Raw genomic sequence first — 21881 nt, forward strand, 5'->3', positions numbered from 1 at the left:
TTTACATATAGCCTTATGACTTCTTCCGATATTGAATTTGATCTGCGCCATATCTGGCATCCTTATACCTCTATGACCAAACCACTTCCGGTTTATCCTGTTGTCAGTGCCTCTGGTGTGGAACTGGAACTTACTGATGGCCGTAAGCTGATAGATGGCATGTCTTCATGGTGGTCTGCCATTCATGGATATAATCATCCGATACTGAATCAGGCAGCTAAGACTCAGATTGATAAAATGTCCCATGTCATGTTTGGCGGAATTACACATCCATCCGCAATCGCACTTTGCCGGCAATTAGTGGACATTACGCCACCATCGCTTGAGTGCGTCTTTCTGGCTGATTCAGGTTCTGTTGCGGTGGAAGTGGCCCTGAAAATGGCGTTGCAATACTGGCAGGCAAAAGGTGAGAAACGTCAGCGTATTCTGACATTACGTCACGGTTATCACGGTGATACGTTCGGTGCTATGTCTGTCTGTGATCCCGACAATTCGATGCATAATCTCTACAAAGGTTATCTGCCACCACATCTGTTTGCCGAATCACCTGAATGTGGATTTGATTCTCTTTGGGATGAACGGGATATCATTTCATTCCGTACTTTGCTGGAGCAGCATTCCAGTGATATTGCCGCGGTTATTCTGGAACCGATTGTACAAGGTGCCGGAGGAATGCGGATTTATCATCCTGAATATCTGCGCCAGGTCAGAATGCTCTGTGAGCAGCATCAGATTCTGTTAATTGCCGATGAAATTGCCACCGGTTTTGGCCGTACAGGAAAATTGTTTGCTTGTGAACACGCTGAAATTGAACCGGATATTTTATGTGTGGGAAAAGCGCTGACTGGCGGCTACATGACGCTATCAGCAACACTGACAACCCGTAAAGTAGCCGAAACGATCAGCAATGGTGAAGCCGGCTGTTTTATGCACGGTCCAACGTTTATGGGAAACCCATTAGCGTGTGCCGTAGCAGAAGCCAGTTTGAAATTGTTGCTAGAAAGCTCTTGGCAACAGCGCATTAAATCGATTGAAAGCCAATTAAGCACTGAGTTGATGCCATTAAAATTACATGCAAAAGTGGCTGATGTTCGGGTATTAGGCGCCATTGGGGTGGTGGAGATGAAACAACCGGTGAATATGGCGGTGTTACAACACCATTTTGTTTCTGAAGGTGTCTGGATAAGGCCATTTGGTAAACTGATTTATCTGATGCCACCTTATATTATTCAACCAGAGCAGCTTTCATGTCTGACAGAGGCTGTTTTCAAGGCAATTAATTTGTAATTTACTGTTAGTGATTTTCTCCCGCCACCCATTCTGCGGATATGGCGGGAAAACGCTTTAATACCCATCTGTTCGGATAATATTTTTTTACGTGCGGGTTTCTTTTAAACTCTCTATTAATGGTTTATGATTTTCGATTAAATAAAATTAACTCTCCTTTTGAAAAGCTGTATTTATTAAGTTAAATCCGTTCTTGATATAAAAGCTTTAATAGGGTTAATGTAATTTCTTTTAAATTCTTCCCCTCGCGATAAAACGCTAGCCCTCATCTTTTACCATTTATAATTAAATAACCTCATCACCCGGAAAACCATTTGGTTTAGTTTTATAAAGAATTAATCCCTCATCAAAAATTTCTTGATAAGATTTACCCAGACTATTTATTAATACTTCTACATTGACCATCATTAAATTCATACTCAAAATATGCCGTACAGTGGAACAAAAACTCTGTCAAACACGGATAGTGGTTTGTTGCTCACTATCCCACCATCCGCTGAATCTCTGTTCACCACAAGTCTCGATAATCAAAAGAGATTTGATAATCATAAGCTGATAAATCAATTTGATGACAAAAGTGAGGCTGTAAAGCGCTCACCCATTTAAATTCCACATCAAAGCCGCCGTTATTTATATTATCTTCTGTTGATATTCCCAATCCACTAGCCATAACATCAGCATTATCTCCAAAATCCTTGGAATACTCACACCCTTCCCCTAATTCTGTTTGTTTATTAAACCACTCCAATCTTAATTTCAATCCCATTATATACCTCACAAATACTGTTTAATGTTTCGTCCTTTGACAGCAGATTTTAACTCTTTCCCAGTCTTATAATCTACAGAGCAAAGGTGTTCACCATCACTTACCCGGTAAACCTCCAATTCACCATGTTGAGAGTCCCATTCATAAATTCGGCGGCCTTTGCTATCGATCCATCTATCTCGTTTACCACCTCCGCTTTGTTTTGGAGTTTTTTTCTTAGCTGACCGTAACCCAGAAACCCCAGTAATTTCCTCTGTTTTTGGGGCTGGATGATAGTCGTGTCCATCTTGAGGCAATCCATTTCTAGGTTTACTCAAATACACATATACCGGAGGCATATTCGGGATCGGGAAGATCAGAATATAATCGCGGAAATCCTTTTCTTCCGGCATCGGCAATGATTCAATATCACTGCCCACTTTTTCCGGGATTGGTAACACGGTGATTTGCGACGGAATAAACGACCGTTCTTCATTCCCGGTATGGGCTGGAACCTGAAACTCCTGTTCGTTCGGCGTCCATAATATCGTTGGCCGATTTTCTCCCGGCTCCCAGAATTCATAATTACCGGTGGTCCGATTCAGCCTCATCATACGAACCGGCACTTTATCCAGACCACTTTCCGGGCCGACGTGATACCCCTGAACCGTCATCCTGCCGCTTTTTTCATCTCTGATCCAGCGGAAACGCACACGCGTCGGGGCTTTGCCAAACTGTTCAGCAATTTCACTCAGGCGATAGCAGTTTAAGTAGTCCTCTTCGCCTTCATTCAGTCTCGGTGAATAAAACAATCCCATTAACCCGACCGTCAACGGATTTGGGGCCGCCAGCCAACGCCCGGAGCTGGCAGCACCACCGCCAATGTAACGCATCACCAGCGCTTCGCCATCCGCTGCCACGCTTCGGGTGGTGGCCGCCACTGCCGTAGCCGCCGCTTCAGCCTGCTCCTTTCCACCACGAAACCACCGCTTATACCACGGCAATTTTTTATCCTGCGGCTTATCCGGTTCAGATGGGTGTTTTTTGCCCTGAGGAGGCGGTTCAGGCTTTTGCGCCGCTACCGGAGCGGGAGATGACGGCACCTGATATATCCCCATTCTGCCAAAGTTATTCGCGGGTTCAGCTTCGGTTCCGGCATCCGTACAGCCTTTGCCCCGCTGGCAGGATTTGGTAAACACCGGTATCGGTGGTGGCGGGGACTGCGTCACTGGCGGTTCGGGTTGAGCGCTTCCCGCTTCCTTCACCGGTGAAGAGACATTCTGCGCCACCATATTAGCAGGCGCGACAGCCCGGTCAGCAGACTCTTCCTGCTTCTCATAACTGTCCATCACGGAATTAATCAGCCTGGCCCGACAGGGGCAGGTGCTGACACTATCTAATGTGCCCGCCAATCGTCGTCCCATGCTAAACATGCTGGGTACACCCCCGGCAATCATGTAAGTACCGGAATGTTTACCACAGGTGACGTGATCCCCTTCACGCGCTGTTGCCCGCCCGTTAAATGTCATGGTCTGGTCACCGGTGATAATGACGCCACCACAGGTCGTTTTATCACCAACGAGCAGATAATAGCCTTTTGCCATTCTATTTACCTCTCCATGGTTTTACAGTACGAAGAGTAGGTCTAACTGAAATCGTCATCATGTTCTTACCACTTATAGGCTAATAGATGATCAATAGTGCAATGGATTTCACTTAGAAAAATATAGGAATATTCCGAAAGTTATAGTAGTTAGGCCGATTAATTCTGGTAACTCATCATGTTTTGTAACATTTTGAATACAATTTTTCAGCAAAGGCAGGCATCACAAATCTCAGTTCAAAGTGCTGACCAAAAGACCGGCACTTTGTCATTAATCCGAGATATATTTACATCTGTCTATTATCGCCGTAACACACAGCAATTTTCTCAAACTCAAAGAGCTAACACTGTTACCCACATTGGCGCTTTACCAACAGGATAACGCGCTAATTCAGTTAACTTACCGGTATATTTATCAATAGCAGAAACTGAAATATGGTCAGATTTCTGACCGGATGCAATCAGGTATTTTCCACTATGGTCAATAGCAAAACCACGCGGCTGAGTTTCGGTTTTATAGTACCCTGCCAAAGTCAGATTAAAACCATCCTCTGAAATAACAAAATGGCTGATCAAACTTGTAGTCCGTTCGCTGGTATAAAGGTGACGACCATCCGGTGTAATATGAATATCCGCCGACCAACGAATACCGGCCAAATCTTCCGGCAATGAATCAATGGTCTGAATAATCCGGTATTTCTCCCATTTGTGATAAACATCCACCGTAGAATCCAGTTCATTAATACAGTAAATCACCTGCTGATTCGGATGGAATGCCATATGACGAGGGCCAGCACCCGTTGCGGTAACAATTTCTTCAGCGCGCTTTTGTGTCAGATAACCCTCTTCTGTCATCTCAAAAATACGGATGCGATCTTCTTTCAGACAAGGTACTAATAGCTGTTTATTATCCCAATCAATATTGGCTGAATGCGGTGCTTGCAAGCCTTCAATAATCTGAACCGGCGCGCCTGCAATACCTTGCTCGTCAATTGGGCTGATACTCAAATTGTTATAACTGTAGGAAACAGAGAACAGAAAACAGCCTTGCCTGTCAGTAGCGATATGCGTCGGGCTACCCGGTATTGGTGAAATTCCCTGCTGTACCAGCTTCCCATCAGAACCAATCTGGTAAGTGACAATACTGAATTGTGGCCGGATCCCAACATAAAGATGCTTGCGATCCGGGCTAACCACCATTGGCTGTACTTCTCCCGGAACATCAACTGTCTGAATTAATGATAACTCACCTTCATTATTCAGGTTCCAAACATGAATCTGACGACTGTTTGGACTCGCGGTATAAACCACCTGTTTCATCTTCACTCCTTAATTATCCGTTACCATTTTATTGATCTGTAACGACTCAATTTCGATTTTATCGGCTAAATTCACCGTACAATTGGTTTAACTTTATTCAGTTCCAATGTAATATCTTTTACATTATATATAGTTATGAGGCTAATCTATGTCATATCGCGTCATTGTTTTGGATCTGGACGGTACGTTACTGAGTCCTCAAAAGAATATCCTGCCGGAATCACTCGCTGTACTGAATGAAGCCCGTAAAGCCGGTGTTAAGGTGCTGATTGCAACTGGCCGCCATCATGTCGCTATCCACCCTTTTTATCAGGCTTTGCAACTCGATACGCCTGTCATCTGCTGTAATGGGACGTATCTGTATGATTATCATGAGAAGAAAATATTAGCCTCAGACCCACTGTCATCTCAGGAAGCGATAAAAGTTCTCGCCCACTTAAGCAACACAGATATTCAACGTCTGATGTATGTGGATGATGCCATGTTATATGAAGAACTGCATGACACAATTACCCGCACCATGAAATGGTCTGACACCTTACCTGAATCTCAACGCCCAACTATGCGGCATGTCAGTAGTTTTCAGCATGCTATTGGTGAAGTGCAGTCTATCTGGAAATTCGCTACCTGTTCTCCTGATTTAGTAAAGCTACGTGAAGTGACTGAACAGATCGAAAATGACATCGGTCTTGCCTGTGAATGGTCATGGTTTGATCAAGTGGATATTACCAAAAAAGGCAACAGTAAAGGCATGCGTTTGAAACAGTGGATTGAATCACAGGGAATGAGCATGCAGGATGTTATCGCCTTTGGTGACAACTTTAATGACCTGAGCATGCTGGAAACCGCCGGACTCGGTGTTGCTATGGGTAACAGCGTCGATGCTGTCAAAAAACGGGCCGATTTGGTGACGCTGGATAATACTCAACCAGGGATCGCCGAAATTATTCGCAAACATGTCCTTTAATTTCTTGCCTGATTAACGATATCCATAAATCACACTCGGGGGCAATCCCGCATGGGAGCCCCTTGTTATTCCAAACAATCTTCTTTCTTCCAACTGACAACCTGTTTATTCATTTATGAAAAATCAGATTCTACAATTGCCGATTAAGAGAAACGCTCTTTATTTGGGCATACAACCATTGCCCCTGTCGCAAATTCAGTTCATCCTTTGCCCACGGAGTAATTCTTGCCCATAAACAATGACCACTCAGCGTCAGTTTGACATCGACCTGCCCATCATCATCAAAAAATTCAACCACTTTCACAGCCAAAATATTGCGGATACTACTACCGCGAGGCGGTTCCAGTACTAGTGAAACATCTGAAGCATCTATTCTGATACGCAAATCAGTTCCCGGTTGAGCATCAATTTTAGGCAGCCATAAAGCCTGATCAGCGAACGCCACCGCTGTCATTTCATAACGATTATGATGTTCAACCATTGAAACGTTCAGAATGCTGCTGAGCGTCTCTTTTTGTAACCAGGGACGCAGTGCGCTGCTAGCCCAAACCTCGGCTAATTTCCCTGTCGCCCTGACTTTCCCGTTATCCATTACGATCACATTTTCAGCCAGGCGAAGGATTTCATCCAAATTATGGCTAACATACAAAATCGGGATTTTGACATTTTGAGAAAGCCTTTCAAGATAAGGCAAAAGTTCGCGTTTACGCGGGAGATCCAAAGATGCCAATGGCTCATCCATTAACAGCAATTCAGGTGCCGTCAATAAAGCGCGACCAATAGCAACCCGCTGTTTTTCACCACCGGACAGGGTAAGAGGAAAACGGGATAGCAGGTGCTCAATTCCCAACAAATGAATAATGCTGTCAAACTCCGGTTTCATCACCGAAGACATTCCGTATTGCAGATTGCCTTTTACCCGGTAATGAGGAAACAGCCGGGCATCCTGAAAGACATAACCTATACGGCGTTGCTCTGGTGGCAAGCAAGTCCCTTTTTCAATATCCACCAATACATGATCATTGAGAACAACCCGCCCTTTCTGTGGACGTAGCAAACCAGAAATAACATTTATCAGTGAAGTTTTTCCCGCACCTGAAAGGCCAAAAACAGCCGTAATCCCCTCAGTGGGTAACTGCGTGTCAACTTGTAAATGAAGATCACCAAGTTGTTGTTCAAAATCCAGCTCTAACATGTTGCTCCCAGACGTTTCCTTCCCCAACGGGTTAGCCATTCAGAAATCATCAATGACATCAACGCAAGAATAATGGCAATAATACATAAACGAGCCGCGGCAGTTTCTGCTCCAGGCGTCTCAATCAAGGTATACATTGCCAAAGGTATTGTCCGCGTTTCACCCGGAATATTAGATACAAAAGTGATAGTTGCGCCAAATTCCCCCAATGAACGGGCAAATGCCAAAATAGTGCCAACAATAATCCCGGGCAAAGAGAGCGGCAATGTAATCGTAAAAAATACTCTGAATGGATTCGCCCCCAAGGTGCGGGCAGCCTGTTCCAACCGCCGATCAACACTTTCCAGCGCCAAACGTATCGCCCTGACCATCAGCGGAAAAGCAACAACCGCAGAAGCCAACGCAGCACCACGCCAACTGAATGCAATGCTGATGCCAAACCAGTCATATAGCCATTCACCAATAAATCCACGACGCCCCATACTGATCAACAGTAGATACCCCACTACCACTGGCGGTAACACCAATGGCAGATGAATAATACTGTCAAGTAATGATTTACCCGGAAACCGGAAACGAACCAGAATCCATGCCATCAAGATCCCAAACGGCAAGCTAATTAACACCGCCATACCTGAAATTTTCAGACTCAGGATGATGGCTTGCCATTCATATTCACTTAATATCTCCAAAAGCCTATTCCTAAAGTGGGCGAAAACCGTAACGTTTAAAAATTGCAGCGGCCTCAGGGGTTTTCAGATAGTCATAAAAACCAAGCACTGCGGGATTATTATGAGCTTTGATGATCGCCATAGGATATTCAATAGGCTTGTGGCTCTCTGCCGGGAAAATCCCCACAACTTTGACTTTATCACTGGCAACAGCATCTGAAGCATAAACAATCCCCAATGGAACTTCTGCACGTTCCACCAGCGCCATACCACTGCGCACATTACTGGTGCGAGCCAGCAGAGGATTAACCGTCTCCCATGCCCCCAAATATTGCAGCGATTGTTTAGCATAGATACCTACCGGAACATGATCTGGATCACCGACGGCAAGACGGCCATCAGCCAATAAAGATTTCCATTGGGTCTCTTTATTAATGTTAATTTTATTAAGTTTGCTCTCTTTCGGTGCAATCAGAACCAGTTGATTTCCTAAAATAGTAAAGCGAGTTTTATCAATAATCAGTTTCTTCCCAGCAATGTAATCCATCCACTGTTGGTCAGCGGAAATAAAAATATCTGCCGGAGCACCTTGTTCAATCTGGCGAGCCAAAGTAGAAGATGATGCATAGGAAGCCACCACGTCACCTTTCTTTTCTTGCTTATATTGTATCGAAATATCGTCAAGTGCATTGGTCAGTGAGGCAGCAGCGAATACGGTGACTTTCTCCGTAGCCCATGCTTGCCACGTCAAAGTAAAAGAAACAATAACTCCCGCTAACAGTTTAGCAAAACTCTTCTTCATTTGTTTTCCACCTGCGTAATTACCAATTAGTTCGCTGTATATAACAAGATATAGCGCTGAATGGAAGACTATCTCATTAATAATCGGCAAATTGTGAGCAACTTTTACTATCTGATTTCATTTGAAGCAAAATGCTGTAATAGAAAAATAAGATAAATAAAATAAACTGATTATGATTAATTAAGACAAATTACCCGGTGAATCACCGGGTAATCAGAATGGCATCTGGTGTACAAAGAAATATTAGTTCTACTTCTCAGAATGACCAATACGGGAAATGATATTAAACAATTCCCCAAGGCCATAAATTAAACCCAAGATTCCGACCATCACTACCGGTACCATGACCAGGGCAAAGGCCATACTTTTAATCAATTCAAACATGGTAGCCTCACATAGTGGCTCATTAAATGAGCCGGCAACATAACACATTTTTAACCATAGCGGGTAATAGCGCTATAATTAGTACCATTCTAGACAAAGACAAACAACTGTAACCGGCTAAACGTGCGTTTTTCCCGGTTATCCAACAAAAATTTACGATTTTATTTCCTGAAAAAAACAATTATGCAAGCCGAAATTCTATTAACACTGAAATTACAGCAACGGTTATTCGCAGACCCACGCCGAATCTTATTACTGAAACAGATTAAAGCAACGGGTTCTATCAGCCAGGGGGCAAAGCTGGCTGGCATCAGTTATAAAAGCGCCTGGGATGCCATCAATGAAATGAACCAGTTAGCAGATGAAACAATGGTGGATCGTGCTACTGGTGGTAAGGGCGGCGGCGGGACGAATCTTACCCGTTATGGTGAACGTTTGTTACAACTTTATGATTTGCTGTCACAAATTCAACAAAAAGCCTTTGATGTGCTGAAAGATGATCTCCTTCCCCTCGATAGCTTATTGGCTGCGATTTCCCGTTTTTCTCTGCAAACCAGCGCCCGTAATCAATTCTTTGGCACAATTACTGACCGTGACCATAATCAGGTGCAGCAACATGTCCGCATATTGCTGGCAGATGGTCAAACATCACTGAATGCAGCATTGACAGAGCAGAGTGCTGACCGTCTGGATCTGATAAAAGGTAAGGAGGTATTGGCTTTGATTAAAGCGCCCTGGATAACATTGACGAAAGAGCAACTTCCCGACAATCATTTTGACAATGCCCTGACAGGCCAGGTTAGTAAAATCGAAACTGGTGAAAAGAGCACAGAAGTTCTTATCGTTCTTGATGGTGGTGAAACCCTCTGTTCTACTCTGACTAATCAAAACGCGGATAAACTGAAACTACACCTTAAAGATAAAATCACTGCTCTTTTCAATGCTGATCAAGTGATTATTGCAACTCTTTGTTAAAAATTGACACTATTATCACTGAATCATTCGGAATATCCGGGGACATTATGAAGTTGTGTACCTCACATATCCCCTGATATCTGACATTAAATGTTATTTGAAAGTTAATTAAAAGTTAATATTGACATTCAGCGTCATTCCGCTTATTTGTGAGAAGATATTTGCGTTGCTTAAAAAGGAATAAAAGATGTCTGAATTGCAAATAACGCAAGGCTGTTTCCGTTTAAGTGATACTCAAACCTTGCAATTACCGTCACTAAAAATTTCCTCTGGTGAAAACTGGGCTTTTGTTGGTGCTAACGGTAGTGGAAAATCATCATTGGCCCGTGCGCTGTCAAATGAATTAGTACAGCTTTCCGGCGAGCAAAATTGCTCATTTCGCACATGTGCCTGCGTCTCTTTAGAACAATTACAAAAACTGACTGAGGAAGAATGGCAACGCAATAATACTGATATGCTGAGTGACGATGAGGATGACACCGGCCTCACTGCGGCAGAAATTATTCAACTTCATCATAAAGATAATGAGCTTTGTCTGGAACTGGCAAAACAGTTCGGTATTATGGATTTACTTTCCCGTCGTTTTAAATATCTTTCTACCGGCGAAACCCGAAAGACATTGCTTTGCCAGGCATTAATGGCTGCACCTGATTTACTGATCCTTGATGAACCTTTTGATGGCCTTGATGCATTTGCCCGTGGTCAACTCGCTGAATTACTGGAAACATTGTCAGCAAAAGGTATCGTTTTGGTGCTTATCCTTAACCGGTTTAGTGAAATCCCAGGTTTTGTTGATCAAATTGGTGTACTGGCAGATTGCCATCTGACATCTGCTGGCATAAAAGAAAAAGTGATGGCAGATCCACTGGTTGCTCAACTGGTGCACAGCGAAAAACTTAACGGTATCCATTTACCAGAAGCGGATGAATGTCGTCTTGATGATCAGCTACCTCCTGACCAACCTTTAATTATCTTGCGTAATGGTGTGGTTCAGTATAACGAACAACCCATTTTGCACGGGCTGGATTGGCAGGTAAACCCGGGTGAACACTGGCAGATTATTGGTCAAAACGGCGCTGGAAAATCAACCCTCCTGAATCTGATTACCGGAGATCATCCCCAAGGCTACAGTAATGAATTGATTCTGTTTGGTCACCAGCGCGGTAGTGGCGAAACGATTTGGGATATCAAACGCCATATTGGCTATATCAGTCACAGTATTCATCTGCAATACCGTGTCAGTACCAGTGTTCGTAATGTGATTCTGTCCGGCTTCTTCGATTCAATCGGTCTTTATCAGGCAGTATCCGATCGCCAGCAACAACTTGCCGATGAATGGCTGGCTTTGCTGGGATTATCTGCTCAGATTGCCAACGGCCCGTTTCACAGCCTTTCATGGGGACAACAACGGCTGGTTCTGATAGCTCGTGCGCTGGTTAAACATCCGGCTTTACTGATTCTTGATGAACCTCTGCAAGGGCTTGATCCACTCAACCGTCAGTTAATATTACGTTTTATTGATATCATGATTGCTGACGGTGATACTCAGCTGCTGTTTGTTTCTCATCATCAGGAAGATGCTCCGCAATGCATTACTCACCGGCTGATATTTATTCCTGACGGTGACATCTATCGTTATAAAACAGAAAGAATCAATCATTAAAGTATTAAAATGAGATTAATACTGAAAAAAAAGCCAGCATTGCAAAGTGTGCCTATGTCAACCTCGTAGCAATACATATGCAAGCATGCTGGCTTTATCTGTTCGTAATAATTTAAAGTGTCAAGAAAGTTAATTAACATAAAAATACCCGCCGTTAATCTTTTCTCCGTAAAATAATTTAATTTTATAAATGACAGATTTAACTATAAAAATATTAATCTAATATAGCCAAAAATAATGACAACAATCCCTTAGTCATTTACCTTTAAATGAAGACTTTATTCACTTAACAATTCCATTACATGATTACAATCATTATATAGACATTCATCACATTATTTAGATAGATTATTTAGAGAATTGGATTAGACTATTATTAAAAGTAGAGTGAAAAAATGTTTCCATCAGACCAAAGGTAGATTCCCTACTTATGGGGATACGATTTGAGATTGAAGCCCATTTTGATTGGTGCAAAATATTTGATGGCGAAATGCGTAGCCCAATGCAATGCCAGCTTGCTTTATTCAACAGTTATTCTCTAATCTATATTGATATGACTGCGAAACAGGCAGGGGCTGACAATCTCAATATCTTTAAATTACTCAACCATGCTTTTCATCTTGATTTACCTGAGCAAGAAGCGCCGCTATTAATACAGGATGCGGGGTTTTTTACTTTCTCCAATCATGCCACCCCACCAGAAACAGAGAAACTGTGTAATATTTTTCCACAAATACCTTTGCCAACGTCGGTGACAGAAACGGAAACTCCTGTATCCCATAGTTGTACCTTCTGGCTAACCTTGCGTTTAAAAGGCAATTATCTGTTTAACAACTTAATTGAGGTTGGTGTTAAAAATGGCGATCTGCCACAGGCAGACATCTCGCTAAACGGTCGCTTAATTAAGGGAATATCCGCAGGTGAATCAATTAAAAAAAGCCTCTACACTGTCGTTCTTCCTGACTTCAAACTATTTAATATTTTTGGCTTCAACAATTTAATACTTAAATATCAGTTTGATAATTACGCAAAATATGAAATAGAAGGCATTATCACATTAGAGTTGTTCCAGAAAACGTATTGTTTTGACGGTGCTTTAAGTGCAGATGAAAAACAAGTACAGGCATCTTTACAAATCTGTCATAAAAGCTCAGAAAGTACTATTGTTAAGCCCTTTGACAGAAGAATGACTGGCGTCACATTTGATGATTTATCTTTTGGTATTGATTACACCTTTGCCGTGCCAGAAAAGAAACAACCTAAAGTTGGATTATATTGGGTAAAGGGAACCATTAATTATGCAAAACTACTGGCATTAAGTGGATCTATTTATCTGCTAGATAATACCCCCATATTGGCCTCAGTGGCTATTAATAAAGATTTATCGATACATGATATATTTGAGGCATCATTTTCTAGTCCTACTTTCTCCTGGCCGAGTGATTTTATTGATATCGTTTTTCATCCGGGGAGCAACCTTTATTACCGGCGCGAAACAGATGGAGATATTAAACAAGAAAATACGCTTATTTCCTCTTTAGCCGAAAAATCTCTGTTATTAAATCAGGATATCACCCATTATCAGCCAGGATTTCACCTCTATGCCCTGTTTAACATTACACTGATTGAAACTTTGAAGCTCAAAGGGGATATGCAAATTACCAAAGAAGGTGTCAATGCAGAGATCCAGATACTTAATCCGATTTCATTATTTGTACTGCAAATTACCGGTTTTGAGCAGGATCCCGGTCCTACCCTGTTTTTCTCTACTGTAAAAGAAAATAAAGCACCAAATGGCAAAGTGTTATTCAATAACAAACAGAATCACAACAATAATTCATTTATTTTACCTATCGGGCCGGAACTAGCCGCTGGCGTTTATACCTGGTCAGTAGCCGCTACCAAGCAAGACTTTACCAGCTCAGAAAGTCAATTACAGCAGTATCGTCTACCAATGCCGGAATTGGACATCAATTTAGAAATAAAACCCCTTATTAAAAGAGATATTGATCTTATATTGAAGTGGAGTCTGGTAACAGACGCCAGTCACTATAACGTACAAATTGAGGGCAATGGACAAACCGAAAATCTCTCAATTGCCGCTCCACAGAGTTCAATGACTATTATCTTTGATAATCTGAAACCTGCCGGGCAATATCATTTTTCATTAGCAACATTGAACAACCCCGATTATATTGCCAGCGAATTTTGTCAGGTTCAGCAATGGTTACGTCTGGATACCCCTCAACAAATTCAGGCTAATTATCAATCTGGTGGCATAGAAATTCAATGGCAATGCTGTCCTGATATTACTCACTATTTACTCATCTTACAGGATCCAAACAGTGCATGGATACAACAAACCGTGCATTCCACAACTGGACAAGCCCGTATCGCTTTACCGCCGATCCCGATTGCAGGAACGTATCAACTCTATCTGGCTAGTATGCCAGATACTACCGCAACATCATTCCAGATCCCAAGTATCTGGAGTGATGGAGTAGCAATACAGGTGGCGATAACACCAGAACAAATTGCACAGTCGGCATATCAACAGCAGATGAGTGGCAATGATTGCGGAAAACTGATAATTGAATCCTTTCCTGATCTCAAGATGAATATGCTAGCAACAGCGATGGCACAAGCAGGCTATATAGCAGTAGAAATTGGGCGAGGACTAAAGTCGGCCTACCCATCCATCAGCGCTAACGAAATAACCGAGATACTACTGGCTATATATGGCAAAGCGTTAACGCTAGAACAATTGGCTCAGAAAGCGTATGACGAACACATATCCGGCAGTCAATGCGGACAGATACTAATCACTGAATATCCTGCAATCCAAGCCAAAGCATTAGGTAGCGCTATGGCGCTGGCAGGTTATCCCGCAACAGAAACCGGACAAGGATTAAAATCAGCCTACCCATCCATCAGCGCCAACGAAATGGCAGCTGTCCTGCTAGAAATTTATGGTAAACAGTAATTGTTTCATGAGCTTATTTAATCGACAGATAAAGGAGTATTGCTATGCAATCCCAAAAGCAACAGCAAGTTTCAACACAGCAAGCGATCATAAACCCTATTCAGACCAACAGTGCTGATCCATTGTCTAGTTTAAAACAAATAAATAGCAATACTATTGTTGATGCTCTATCTGGAGTCTATCAGAAAGCACTCAATGCAACCGATATCGCCGTTATTTTACGTCTGCTTGAGTTTCCTATTAGCGAGATTGCCATTGCACTGCACAATCACTTCCCAACGCTTCGCCCGCTAGAAGTTGGTCAAATGTTGCTTGATCCTAAAGTGTATCCAGCTACCACTCGCTCAGAGTTAGTCTCAGCCTTGGGTGGCGCTGGCTTTCAAGCCCAAGAAATTGAATTAGCGGCCAATATTTTGTGTCCGGTAACCCTGTCTGTACTTGCGAATAAGCCTTGGCAGAATAGCGGTGTGACAGTCAATACAAGTCAGACAACCACAATTACCTATCTCAGCGGTACATGGTCTTTTAACCCGCAGTACAGCCGTTGCCAGGCAGAAGGAGATAGGGCTCATATTGCCCAACAAGACTACACGTTACCAGGCCAGCCAGTAGGTGCACTGGTAGGCCGTGTCGGTGGAACAGTTTTTTTGATTAGTCGTGAAGCCAGTGTCCCGAGTGGGTTATCTGGTGAATTACAGCTTTGTATCAATGATGACTTAGAAGGGCGTTATGGTGCCGGATTAACAGATAATGAAGGTGCGCTGGAGGTTAAAATCAGTACGCGAAAATAAGCTAATAATTTGTACTAGATTCAAACCCGATCTGACAGCCACTAGTTATTTATATAAGTGGCTGATCTGTCGAATATCTTAATGAAGTTTATTCTCCATACCCTATCTAATCAGATCTAATGGTACATGCCAGTAATAAACCTTACAATACAGGCTCTTGTTAGACGAATTTTGACCAAAAAATAATTGTCACCAATGGTTTTCTTCTCCGACCAGTGAAAAAAACATCGCAATTTAATCATCTTACGTTACTATTTTTTGACCATTTAATAATAGTTCTCATCAATCTTTGATTTGCTTCTCAGATATTATCTTTTAACTTATTGAAAACAACAGGGCATATATGATTTGGGGTTTACTTGCCACATCGCTGGCGTTATTAGCTATACACCGCACTACTGCACTTATCGTTCTACTGGTCGCCATTGTTACTGGATTTGTAACACAAGTTATGATTTATCCAGCAATTGCCACTATTGCAATTATTTTCGTGTTAGGTGCACTACGTATCTATTTTCAGCAAAATAACATCATCAAAATAACAACTGAGCTGCTATTGCTCACTTTTGGTATCGCGTTATTCCTGCATCTGATCCCAGGTTTTCATAACCTGAAATATCTCGATAACGTTCAAGTTGGTCCTCATAGTGCGTCATTCTCAATGTATTTCAACTTCGATAAGGCACTTATCCCTTTCCTTCTGCTATGTTGCATGCCTGGATTATTTACAACAAAACCACTGGCAAAGGCTCGCCCTTATGCGTGGATAATCTTGACTGTTGCCATTCCGGTACTACTCGGTATAGCAACAGCCTTGGGAGGACTTGCCATTGAACCGCATATGCCACAATGGTTGCCGATGTTTATTTTGGCAAATATTTTCTTTGTTTCTCTGGCAGAAGAAGCGCTGTTTCGTGGCTATATCCAACAAAGGTTGAGCCAGTGGATTAACCCCTATTTTGCCCTGATCATCACTGCCTTGATGTTTGGTGGCGCGCACTTCGCTGGAGGCCTATTACTGGTGATTTTCGCTACACTCGCAGGATTAATATACGGTCTTGCATGGATGTGGAGTGGCCGGCTGTGGGTCGCTGTCGGGTTCCATTTCGTCCTTAATTTGGTTCATTTGCTGTTCTTTACTTATCCCATCAAGTTAGTAACAGCACTATAATGTGTCAAACTTGCCCGGTATATTTTCAGTAATTTGCAAAAAATTAAGGTTTTCAGGCAAATAACGTGATGGAACCAGACTATTGATTGCCGTTCTGGTGTATAGGGCAATATAATGCTCGCAGTTATCATTAAGTTTGGTTTTTTAAGGAGTTTAAGCTATGGCTGTAACTAAACTGGTTCTGGTAAGACATGGTGAAAGCGAGTGGAACAAAGAAAACCGTTTCACTGGCTGGACTGACGTCGCTCTCTCTGAAAAAGGTCGCGCCGAAGCTCAACAAGCAGGCCAGCTACTGAAAGAAGAAGGCTTTGTTTTTGATTTCGCCTACACCTCGGTTCTAAAACGCGCTATTCACACGCTGTGGAACATTCTGGATCAGGTTGATCAGCAGTGGTTACCTGTTGAGAAAAGTTGGAAACTGAATGAACGCCATTATGGTGCTCTGCAAGGTCTGGACAAATCAGAAACCGCAGCTAAATACGGTGATGATCAAGTTAAACTGTGGCGTCGTGGATTTGCTATCACCCCACCAGATTTAACTCAAGATGATGAACGTTTTCCAGGTCATGATCCACGTTACGCAAATCTGAAACCAGAAGAATTACCAGTGACTGAAAGCCTGGCAACAACTATTGAGCGCGTGATCCCTTACTGGGAAGACGTTATCAAACCTCGTGTTGCTAAAGGAGAAAAAGTGATTATCGCTGCTCACGGTAACTCTTTGCGCGCTCTGGTTAAATATCTGGACAACATGAGCGAAGAGGCCATCCTTGAACTGAACATTCCAACAGCAGTACCTTTGGTTTATGAATTCGACGAAAACATGAAACCCATTAAGCATTACTATCTGGGTAACGCTGATGAAATCGCAGCAAAAGCCGCTGCTGTAGCAAATCAGGGTAAAGCGAAATAATTCATTACCGACAAATTGCTGATATCGCACTTTTTCAGCAAATATAAAAAACCGGAATCATTAATTCCAGTCAGACCGCAAACAAACCTCGTTTAAAAAAATGGGGTTTGTTTGTTTCACGATGAAAAAACATAACGATCGAATACAACATCAAAATTGAAATTCATACATCCACCATTAATTATTTTTTTTGATTAAAAAGGTATAATAAATCAATAGAGTTATCAAGCTAATTAGGGATAATAATGAATAGGCCAGAGTCTAATCCAATATAAGGACCAATTGCAGCACCAACATTGACCAAATAATATCGATAGTATTGTATTGATTCTCTCTCTTATTGATAGTAAACCTTCACTAGAAGAAATAATTTTAATAAAAATAATAATAAATGAAATTATTTCTTAAGATTATTGACCACAGTTGTTTTTATCTCTGGAGAGCGAGCCTTTCATTGCAGGAAAAGCGAAAATAACACCTTATCGGGCGATTAAATTGGCTTAATGAGGAAAATGGATTGCATTATGATTCACAATGAAAGGAACAAACCCCGTTATTTTTGAACGGGGTTTATCAGCAGTCTGAAACCGGAATCATAAATTCCGGTTTTTCACATCCGAAAAATGTTATCAGCCACGACGTGCTTTCACCGCCAACGATAATTGACGTAACAAGATTTCAGTGTCAGCCCAACCAATACAAGCATCGGTAATACTTTTACCATATACCAAGGGTTGATCACTCTCCGGGTCCTGATTCCCTTCTTCCAAATGACTTTCCACCATAACACCAATAATCGCCTTTTCTCCGGCAGCAATTTGCTCACTGACATCTGAACACACATCCATCTGCTTTTTAAATTGCTTGGAGCTATTGGCATGACTGAAATCAATCATAATTCTTGCCGGCAAACTTGCTTTTTCCAAGCTTTGCTTCACAGCAATAACATGTTCAGAGCTATAGTTTGGCTCTCTACCACCACGCAGGATAATATGGCAATCAGAATTTCCACTGGTATTCACAATCGCGGAATGTCCCCACTTAGTGACAGAAAGGAAACTGTGCGGTGAACCTGCGGCATTAATAGCATCAATTGCAACTTTTATCCCGCCATCAGTGCCATTTTTAAAACCAACCGGACAAGAGAGGCCAGAAGCCAGCTCACGATGGACCTGCGATTCCGTTGTACGAGCGCCGATTGCTCCCCAACTCATCAAATCTGCCAAATACTGTGGAGAGATCATATCCAGATACTCACCCGCAGCTGGTAGCCCCATGTCATTAATATCCCGCAACAATTCACGAGCCAGACGTAAACCATCATTAATATCAAAGCTGTGATTCATATGAGGGTCATTAATTAGCCCTTTCCAACCAATAGTTGTACGCGGTTTTTCAAAATAAACCCGCATGACTATTTCCAAATCGTCTTTTAGTTCTTCACGCAACTTATTCAACCGTCCAGCATATTCCATTGCTGCTTTAGGATCGTGAATAGAACAGGGACCAATCACAACCAACAGGCGATCATCTTCACCAGTTAGAATCTGATGAATAGTTTTGCGAGCCTTACGTACTGTAAATGCAGCCTTTTCAGTTGCTGGAAATTTTTCAAGTAGTGCTACAGGAGGTAATAATTCTTTTATCTCTTTAATTCTTATATCGTCATTCTGATAATTCATAACCCTCTCTCATCCACATCTTTGTATATTTGTTTAAAACAATTTTGTGATTTTAATCTAACTGTTAGAAGACAAACTGTAAATATTCTTTGTAGATAATAAATAAATCAGTGTTTAACTAAAGACATAGAAAAATATAGTTAAACGTGATCTGAGCTGTTTTTTATAATTGAAATATCTTTAGAAATGAGAATTATCAGAGTAAATCCCTAAAAATATGCCAGAGATCGACAAATCAATTCTCTGGCATCATTAAAAAATTATTCGATGCGGGATAATGGCTGCGAATGATTTTTCTTAGCTACCTGAATCCACAAACGAGAACCATTAAGTGCAATGCCAAAGAGAATCACATACTGCAATGACATCGCCAAAACGCCTTGATGGAAATAGATAACAACGCTTATCACATTGATAACCATCCATACCAGCCAGTTTTCAACATATTTGCGAGTCATCAGAATCATTGCCACAATAGAAAGCACCGTCATTGTCGAATCCCAGAATGGGAATGCATCAGGTGCCAATACCAGCATTTGAACATTAAAATCAAACTGTTGCATAATCGTAACGGCAATCTGAGTCAAAGAGCCAAAGATCCAATCGATATTAAAAGTCATAATAACAATCAATAGCACAGAAATCAGGCTAATTATTAGCGCCTTATTCAAGCTTAACCAGCGTATTTTAAGTTCAATCTGCTGCTGATCATTAACCCTGCTCCAGGCATACCAGCCATAAATATTTGCAGCAAAAAAGAATAATTGCAGCAATAAACTAGCATAAAGTTGAATTTGGAAGAAAATCACAGCAAATAATGTGACATTAATCAGTCCAAACAAATAGTTAATTATTTTTTCCTGACTTGCAAACCAAATACATAGCAAACCAGCAATCGTACCTACTGCTTCAATCCACGATAAATCATAACCGCCTTTTCCCAGTGGGATATTTACTAATATATTGTTAATACTGAAAAAATCCATCTGTTATATCCTATTATTATCGACAACAAAGAATTATACCCATTATTTGTTTTCCCATTTTAACTGAGTTGCAAAATCAAGCATCCTGTTTAAAGGAATAAGCGCCTTTTCACGTAACTCTTCTTTAACCAATATTTCATGCTGAACCCCACCCCTCTCCAATCCGTGAACGATGGTTTGTAAGCCATTCATTGCCATCCACGGACAGTGGGCACAACTACGGCAACTCGCACCTTCTCCAGCCGTAGGCGCTTCAAATAACTGTTTCCCAGGGCAGGCTTGCTGCATTTTATAAAAGATGCCTTTATCTGTTGCCACAATCAGCTTCTGATGCGGCAAAGACTGCGCTGCTTTGATTAACTGACTGGTTGAACCAACCGTATCAGCCAGATCAATAACTGCTTGTGGTGATTCAGGATGAACCAATACCGCAGCATCGGGATGCAGGCCTTGCATTCTCATCAAAGCCTGAGTTTTAAATTCATCATGGACAATACAAGCACCTTGCCAACAAAGAATATCAGCTCCTGTCTGTTTACGAACATAATTTCCCAAATGGCGATCCGGCGCCCAAATTATCTTTTGCCTCTGGCTATCCAGATAATCGATCAGCTCAACAGCAATACTTGAAGTCACAACCCAATCAGCCCGTGCTTTAACCGCTGCTGATGTATTTGCATAAACCACTACGGTACGATCAGGATTGTCATCACAAAACTTGGTGAATTCTTTTTCAGGACAACCCAGATCCAGCGAACACTCAGCTTCCAACGTTGGCATTAAAACACGCTTTTCAGGGTTGAGAATTTTGGCGGTTTCTCCCATAAATCGCACACCGGCAACTAATAAAGTAGAGGCTGGATGATTATTGCCAAAACGTGCCATTTCTAATGAATCTGCAACACACCCTCCTGTCTCCTCAGCTAAAGCCTGGATCTCTGGATCGGTGTAATAATGTGCGACCATAACGGCATCCTGCTGTTTTAGAAGGCGTTTAATTTTTTCACGGTAATGATTTTTTTCATCCTTACCGAGAAGAGCAGGTTTGGATAGGAATGGATAAATGGTTGAATTAAAATCAATATACTGGTTCATTACGCTGACTCTCTGTTTAGTATATGGTTTTAAAAAGCGATAATTTTGGTTTTTAGTCCGAAAATTTGCTCATATTTGTTTAATATACTAAACAAAATAATCAATTTATAGCAATTTATCGTGAAATATTTTGTCTTTTATCGCTAACTTAAAGGTAAAACGAAAAAACCCAAGTATCAGTTTAATGACTAAAAACCGCTCAGGGTTACCCGTAAAACAGCACCCGTAAAGATAAAAACGCGGGTATGATTAATGTTTTTTAAACGTAAAATACGATATACTATGATGATTAAGCTTAATAAAACCCAGGAGCAAAAAGTAGTAAAAACAATGGCTAAAATACTGTATCGATTAAATCCAGGAGTTAAGACAATGATTTTTCATCATCATTTAAAACCTACCCACCATAAAGCCATCAGTGAAAAATAAGAAATAAAAAATGATTTCACTAATGCTTTTGTACCATGGAAAAAAGATAAATAAAGATATGAATAAGTTAATCAAAGAATTTATTTTCAAAAAGAACTGACTTTAATAACCTTTTCATAAAACACAGCATTCACAAAGTTAAAAACGGCATATAATGGCACAAATACAGCACATTCCCTTTTCTCTGTTTTCAGAAAAAAATAAAGCCGGACTAACCGG

At 41.5% G+C, this 21881-nt stretch carries 18 protein-coding genes and 1 pseudogene; 8 read left to right on the top strand and 11 right to left on the bottom strand.

Annotated elements, in window-relative coordinates; translation table 11 throughout:
• Window positions 1-15 precede the first annotated feature (15 nt).
• Window positions 16-1287 carry an adenosylmethionine--8-amino-7-oxononanoate transaminase gene (gene bioA / locus C5470_RS02510; protein ID WP_166285686.1) on the top strand — a complete coding sequence of 424 codons (1272 nt, stop codon included), beginning with the start codon at window positions 16-18 and terminating at the stop codon, window positions 1285-1287.
• A 288-nt stretch (window positions 1288-1575) separates the two neighbouring features.
• Here the strand turns inward: bioA and C5470_RS23530 are convergent.
• The 4 genes and pseudogenes from C5470_RS23530 to pgl all read right to left on the bottom strand — a co-directional run.
• A pseudogene (locus C5470_RS23530) lies at window positions 1576-1695 on the bottom strand (DUF6392 family protein); the annotation flags it as partial.
• A 100-nt stretch (window positions 1696-1795) separates the two neighbouring features.
• Window positions 1796-2053, bottom strand: coding sequence for a colicin E3-like toxin immunity protein (locus C5470_RS02520; RefSeq protein WP_036850725.1), 258 nt, complete (start codon window positions 2051-2053; stop codon window positions 1796-1798).
• An 8-nt stretch (window positions 2054-2061) separates the two neighbouring features.
• The gene (locus C5470_RS02525) at window positions 2062-3636 is read right to left on the bottom strand and encodes an S-type pyocin domain-containing protein (protein ID WP_166285688.1); all 1575 of its coding nucleotides are present in this window, start codon (window positions 3634-3636) and stop codon (window positions 2062-2064) included.
• A gap of 332 nt (window positions 3637-3968) precedes the next feature.
• Window positions 3969-4955, bottom strand: a complete 987-nt coding sequence (pgl, locus tag C5470_RS02530; protein WP_166285690.1) for a 6-phosphogluconolactonase — start codon at window positions 4953-4955, stop codon at window positions 3969-3971.
• A gap of 148 nt (window positions 4956-5103) precedes the next feature.
• Between pgl and C5470_RS02535 the strand changes: the two genes are divergently transcribed.
• A complete protein-coding gene (locus C5470_RS02535; RefSeq protein WP_166285692.1) occupies window positions 5104-5922 on the top strand; it encodes a pyridoxal phosphatase in 819 nt (272 codons plus the stop codon).
• 130 nt (window positions 5923-6052) lie between these two features.
• Here the strand turns inward: C5470_RS02535 and modC are convergent, their stop codons facing one another.
• The 4 genes from modC to C5470_RS02555 all read right to left on the bottom strand — a co-directional run bounded on the left by modC (window position 6053) and on the right by C5470_RS02555 (window position 8974).
• Window positions 6053-7117 carry a molybdenum ABC transporter ATP-binding protein ModC gene (gene modC, locus C5470_RS02540; protein ID WP_162524159.1) on the bottom strand — a complete coding sequence of 355 codons (1065 nt, stop codon included), beginning with the start codon at window positions 7115-7117 and terminating at the stop codon, window positions 6053-6055.
• Entirely contained in the window at window positions 7111-7749 is a 639-nt protein-coding gene (modB, locus tag C5470_RS02545; RefSeq protein WP_242687797.1) for a molybdate ABC transporter permease subunit, read from the bottom strand. Before modB ends, modC begins: the two co-directional genes overlap by 7 nt.
• A gap of 70 nt (window positions 7750-7819) precedes the next feature.
• Window positions 7820-8590 carry a molybdate ABC transporter substrate-binding protein gene (modA, locus tag C5470_RS02550; protein ID WP_036850714.1) on the bottom strand — a complete coding sequence of 257 codons (771 nt, stop codon included), beginning with the start codon at window positions 8588-8590 and terminating at the stop codon, window positions 7820-7822.
• A 249-nt stretch (window positions 8591-8839) separates the two neighbouring features.
• Window positions 8840-8974, bottom strand: coding sequence for an AcrZ family multidrug efflux pump-associated protein (locus C5470_RS02555; protein ID WP_071993025.1), 135 nt, complete (start codon window positions 8972-8974; stop codon window positions 8840-8842).
• A gap of 183 nt (window positions 8975-9157) precedes the next feature.
• Between C5470_RS02555 and modE the strand changes: the two genes are divergently transcribed.
• The 6 genes from modE (at window position 9158) to gpmA (ending at window position 17470) form a co-directional block, all read left to right on the top strand.
• The gene (gene modE / locus C5470_RS02560) at window positions 9158-9949 is read left to right on the top strand and encodes a molybdenum-dependent transcriptional regulator (RefSeq protein ID WP_036851022.1); all 792 of its coding nucleotides are present in this window, start codon (window positions 9158-9160) and stop codon (window positions 9947-9949) included.
• Window positions 9950-10136: 187 nt separating this feature from the next.
• Window positions 10137-11612 (top strand): molybdate ABC transporter ATP-binding protein ModF, encoded by a 1476-nt coding sequence (modF, locus tag C5470_RS02565; RefSeq protein WP_036850711.1) that lies wholly within the window; start codon window positions 10137-10139, stop codon window positions 11610-11612.
• 430 nt (window positions 11613-12042) lie between these two features.
• A complete protein-coding gene (locus C5470_RS02570) occupies window positions 12043-14595 on the top strand; it encodes a hypothetical protein (RefSeq protein WP_166285694.1) in 2553 nt (850 codons plus the stop codon).
• Between the two features lie 44 nt (window positions 14596-14639).
• Complete coding sequence (locus tag C5470_RS02575; protein WP_166285696.1) at window positions 14640-15386, top strand: hypothetical protein; 747 nt, start codon at window positions 14640-14642, stop codon at window positions 15384-15386.
• Between the two features lie 346 nt (window positions 15387-15732).
• Window positions 15733-16557, top strand: coding sequence for a CPBP family intramembrane glutamic endopeptidase (locus tag C5470_RS02580; protein WP_339915808.1), 825 nt, complete (start codon window positions 15733-15735; stop codon window positions 16555-16557).
• 160 nt (window positions 16558-16717) lie between these two features.
• A complete protein-coding gene (gene gpmA, locus C5470_RS02585) occupies window positions 16718-17470 on the top strand; it encodes a 2,3-diphosphoglycerate-dependent phosphoglycerate mutase (protein WP_021325676.1) in 753 nt (250 codons plus the stop codon).
• 629 nt (window positions 17471-18099) lie between these two features.
• On the opposite strand, the gene aroG is transcribed toward gpmA, so the two are convergent.
• From aroG to nadA, 3 genes are all read right to left on the bottom strand, one after another.
• Entirely contained in the window at window positions 18100-19152 is a 1053-nt protein-coding gene (gene aroG / locus C5470_RS02590; protein ID WP_166285700.1) for a 3-deoxy-7-phosphoheptulonate synthase AroG, read from the bottom strand.
• Between the two features lie 260 nt (window positions 19153-19412).
• A complete protein-coding gene (gene pnuC / locus C5470_RS02595) occupies window positions 19413-20138 on the bottom strand; it encodes a nicotinamide riboside transporter PnuC (RefSeq protein WP_166285702.1) in 726 nt (241 codons plus the stop codon).
• Window positions 20139-20180: 42 nt separating this feature from the next.
• Window positions 20181-21233, bottom strand: a complete 1053-nt coding sequence (gene nadA, locus C5470_RS02600; protein WP_166285704.1) for a quinolinate synthase NadA — start codon at window positions 21231-21233, stop codon at window positions 20181-20183.
• Between the last annotated feature and the right edge of the window lie 648 nt (window positions 21234-21881).

It is taken from the genome of Photorhabdus stackebrandtii, assembly GCF_011189495.1.
Taxonomy (GTDB): domain Bacteria; phylum Pseudomonadota; class Gammaproteobacteria; order Enterobacterales; family Enterobacteriaceae; genus Photorhabdus; species Photorhabdus khanii.

Bases quoted from the DNA above. Each gene is read 5' to 3' on its own strand.
- bioA (WP_166285686.1), top strand. From the start codon at position 16: ATGACTTCTTCCGATATTGAATTTGATCTGCGCCATATCTGGCATCCT.
- C5470_RS02520 (WP_036850725.1), bottom strand. From the start codon at position 2,053: ATGGGATTGAAATTAAGATTGGAGTGGTTTAATAAACAAACAGAATTA.
- C5470_RS02525 (WP_166285688.1), bottom strand. From the start codon at position 3,636: ATGGCAAAAGGCTATTATCTGCTCGTTGGTGATAAAACGACCTGTGGT.
- pgl (WP_166285690.1), bottom strand. From the start codon at position 4,955: ATGAAACAGGTGGTTTATACCGCGAGTCCAAACAGTCGTCAGATTCAT.
- C5470_RS02535 (WP_166285692.1), top strand. From the start codon at position 5,104: ATGTCATATCGCGTCATTGTTTTGGATCTGGACGGTACGTTACTGAGT.
- modC (WP_162524159.1), bottom strand. From the start codon at position 7,117: ATGTTAGAGCTGGATTTTGAACAACAACTTGGTGATCTTCATTTACAA.
- modB (WP_242687797.1), bottom strand. From the start codon at position 7,749: ATGGCGGTGTTAATTAGCTTGCCGTTTGGGATCTTGATGGCATGGATT.
- modA (WP_036850714.1), bottom strand. From the start codon at position 8,590: ATGAAGAAGAGTTTTGCTAAACTGTTAGCGGGAGTTATTGTTTCTTTT.
- C5470_RS02555 (WP_071993025.1), bottom strand. From the start codon at position 8,974: ATGTTTGAATTGATTAAAAGTATGGCCTTTGCCCTGGTCATGGTACCG.
- modE (WP_036851022.1), top strand. From the start codon at position 9,158: ATGCAAGCCGAAATTCTATTAACACTGAAATTACAGCAACGGTTATTC.
- modF (WP_036850711.1), top strand. From the start codon at position 10,137: ATGTCTGAATTGCAAATAACGCAAGGCTGTTTCCGTTTAAGTGATACT.
- C5470_RS02570 (WP_166285694.1), top strand. From the start codon at position 12,043: ATGGGGATACGATTTGAGATTGAAGCCCATTTTGATTGGTGCAAAATA.
- C5470_RS02575 (WP_166285696.1), top strand. From the start codon at position 14,640: ATGCAATCCCAAAAGCAACAGCAAGTTTCAACACAGCAAGCGATCATA.
- gpmA (WP_021325676.1), top strand. From the start codon at position 16,718: ATGGCTGTAACTAAACTGGTTCTGGTAAGACATGGTGAAAGCGAGTGG.
- aroG (WP_166285700.1), bottom strand. From the start codon at position 19,152: ATGAATTATCAGAATGACGATATAAGAATTAAAGAGATAAAAGAATTA.
- pnuC (WP_166285702.1), bottom strand. From the start codon at position 20,138: ATGGATTTTTTCAGTATTAACAATATATTAGTAAATATCCCACTGGGA.
- nadA (WP_166285704.1), bottom strand. From the start codon at position 21,233: ATGAACCAGTATATTGATTTTAATTCAACCATTTATCCATTCCTATCC.